Consider the following 2,980-nt stretch of genomic DNA (forward strand, 5'->3'; position numbering starts at 1 on the left):
GTTCGACCACCACGGTCTGTGCCTCGGAATCCCAGCCCAGCCCCATGGTGCCGACCCGAAACTCCGCGTCGACCGGGGTGACGAGCGAGTTGAGATCTTCGACCGCAGTGGGCTCCGGGGGCTCCGGTGGCACCGGAGTGCCGAACCGACGGTGTACCTCCAGCAGCAGGGCGCGGATGCGTTCGGCCAGCACTTCGACCTGTTGTTTCTCCAGCACCACCGAGACCACCCGATTGTCGTGGACCGCCTGCAGATAGAACGTGCGATTCCCGGGCTGACCGATAGTCCCGGCCACAAAACGGTCGGGGGTGCGGAAAACGTGGATTGCGCGAGCCATGGCATCTCCAAAATACCGGCAGCGCGGTTGTCATCGTGATTTCGTGACCCAAGCGGAATTATGCGGTGGATCCGCCGACAGTGGCGTCGCTGGCGTCGCTGGAGTCGCTGGCGTCGCTGTGTCGCGCGTCACCGTGAGGCATCGGCGGTGCCGTCAGCGCGGTGGCCAACCGTGCTCCGGTGTGGTTGACGTGCACGACGAACGGGCGCAGCGGCGTGTAGCGGATCACACTCATCGACGCCGGGTCTGCGGTGACGCGCTGAAAACTGTCCAGATGGGTGCCCAGCGCATCGGCGACGACGGCCTTGATGACGTCGCCGTGGGTACAGGCCAACCACAGCACGTCGGCACCGTGCGCCGCCACCAGCCGTCGCTCATGCTCGCGAACCGCAACCACCGCCCGGGCCTGAACCTGCGCCAACCCCTCACCGTCGGGGAACACCGCGGCGCTGGGGTGGGACTGCACCACTTTCCATAGCGGCTCGTCGGCTAAGTCGGCCAGTTTGCGGCCGGTCCAGGCGCCGTAGTCGACCTCGGTCAGGCGTTCGTCGACGAAGGGCGTCAGCCCTAGCGCCGCGACCAGTGGTTCCACCGTGCGCCGACACCGCAACAACGGCGAGCACACCACCGCCCGGATCGGCAGCTGATCTACTCGGTCCAGCAGTTCGCCGGCCTGCCGAGTGCCCACGTCGTCGAGGTCGACCCCCTGGGAACGCCCCGCCAACACACCGGCGGTATTCGAGGTGGATCTGGCGTGCCGCAGCAGGATGACAGTCACAGACCAGCTCCCGCCGCCATCACCACACCGGAGGCCAGCAACGCTAGCATCGTCGCCCCGACCACCACCCGGTAACCGACGAACCAGTACATGCTGTGGCACACCAGAAACCGCAGCAGCCAGGCCACCGCGGCCCAGCCCACGCCGAAAGCGATCATCGTGGCCACCAAGAGCTGCGGACCGGTGGCGCTCATCCCCGAAACGGCCGGGTGGAACGCGTCGGGCAGCGAGAACAGCCCGGAGGCGAGCACCGCCGGGATCGCCAGCAGGAATCCGAATCGTGCGGCCAGTTCCCGATCCAAGCCGGCGAAGAGCCCGGCGGAGATCGTCGCGCCGGACCGTGACACCCCCGGCACCAGCGCCAACGTCTGGGCCAGTCCGACCACGACGGCGTCGGCGTAGGTCAGCTGCTGGAAATGGCGGGTCTGGCGCCCGAGGTATTCGGCGGCGGCGATCACCACCGAGAACACCACCAACGCGGTTGCCACCACCCACAGGTTGCGCACACCGGACCGTATCTGGTCGGCGAAGACCAGGCCCAGCACGCAGATCGGAATGGTGCCGATGATCACATACCAGCCCATCCGGTAGTCGGGGTCGTGCGGGGCGGCTACCGGGTCGCGGCATACCTTGCGCCCCGATGCGCCGGCGGCGCGTGTCGACACCCCGGCATTCGGCGCGAGCACGCCGCGCAGCCATGCCTTGGCGATGCGCACGATGTCGCTGGCGAAGTAGACCACGACGGCGGCCTCGGTGCCCAACTGGGTGACTGCGGTGAACGAGGCACCGGCGTCGCCGCCGAAGAACAGCCTCGACACCACCGCAAGATGCCCCGACGACGACACCGGCAAAAACTCGGTCAGCCCCTGCACAACCGCCAGCACCACGGCCTGCGACCAGGACATCGGCGGAGTCGACACGACGACGACCGTACCGCGGCGCACGTCGCCGCCGAGCACGGTGGGAGTGGCACCGGCGGGTCGCGCGCAGCACACTGGATCACATCGGATCACCGATGCCGCGGGCGCCGCATCCGGGCGGCAGCGGTGAACTCGGGGGCGCGCGAGTCGTATTGCCTACCGGAAGGTTGGTGATGGACATTCCGGAAACCGGCGCCATGCGGATGCTCTACGACCAACACGCGGCAGCTCTCTGGCGCTATGCGTTCCGGCTGACCGGCGACCGGTCCCGCGCCGAGGACGTGGTGCAGGAGACGCTGCTGCGCGCCTGGCAGCATCCCGAGGTCGTCGAAGACATCGCCCGATCGGCGCGGGCCTGGCTGTTCACCGTCGCACGCAACCTCGTCATCGATGAAAGCCGCAGCGCGCGCTACCGCTCCGAAGGCTGGTCCCAGGGAACCTCGGGCGTGCCGGAGCCGGTCGGTGCCGACGATGTCGCCTCGACGCTGGACCGGATACTGGTTGGTGACGCGATGGCACAGCTCTCCGCCGAACACCGAGCCGTGGTTTCCCGCTCCTACTATCAGGGCTGGAGCACCGCCGAGATCGCCGCCGACCTGGGGATCGCCGAAGGCACAGTGAAGTCGCGGCTGCACTATGCGCTGCGTGCGCTGCGAAAGACACTGCAGGAGATGGGGGTTTTGAGCAGTTGGCGGAATACTGGTTGACAGTGGTCGTACGAGGTCGTACGAGGTCGTACGAGGTCGAGGCTGTGCTTGCAACCGTGCGTTGACGGCGGCCGGAGTGCGCGCAGCGTGACATCGGGCTGGCCGTGGTTGTCGGTTGCCGGAGACCGTCTTTCCGGTCTTCTGTTGGCGGCCACGGCAAACTGCCCAGTGGCGGCCATATAAGTGCCCGGTGGCGGTCATGAAAACTGCCCGCTGACGGTCACGAGATCTGCCCAGC

4 protein-coding genes are annotated in these 2,980 nt (G+C 67.6%); 1 reads left to right on the plus strand and 3 read right to left on the minus strand.

The genetic code is table 11. The features are described from left to right. From AC2VOP_RS10615 to AC2VOP_RS10625, 3 genes are all read right to left on the minus strand, one after another. A partial coding sequence (locus AC2VOP_RS10615; protein ID WP_486960924.1) for a DUF3090 domain-containing protein occupies nt 1–337 on the minus strand: 337 nt, incomplete at its 3' end. A 58-nt stretch (nt 338–395) separates the two neighbouring features. Beyond that, nucleotides 396–1,115 (minus strand): histidine phosphatase family protein, encoded by a 720-nt coding sequence (locus AC2VOP_RS10620; protein WP_486960925.1) that lies wholly within the window; start codon nt 1,113–1,115, stop codon nt 396–398. After that, nucleotides 1,112–2,020 (minus strand): undecaprenyl-diphosphate phosphatase, encoded by a 909-nt coding sequence (locus AC2VOP_RS10625; RefSeq protein ID WP_486960927.1) that lies wholly within the window; start codon nt 2,018–2,020, stop codon nt 1,112–1,114. Before AC2VOP_RS10625 ends, AC2VOP_RS10620 begins: the two co-directional genes overlap by 4 nt. 188 nt (nt 2,021–2,208) lie before the next feature. On the opposite strand from AC2VOP_RS10625, the gene AC2VOP_RS10630 reads away from it, so the two are divergent. Continuing rightward, a complete protein-coding gene (locus tag AC2VOP_RS10630) occupies nt 2,209–2,742 on the plus strand; it encodes a sigma-70 family RNA polymerase sigma factor (protein ID WP_486960926.1) in 534 nt (177 codons plus the stop codon). Nucleotides 2,743–2,980 lie beyond the last annotated feature (238 nt).

This window comes from Mycobacterium sp. TH-M106 (assembly GCF_057473765.1).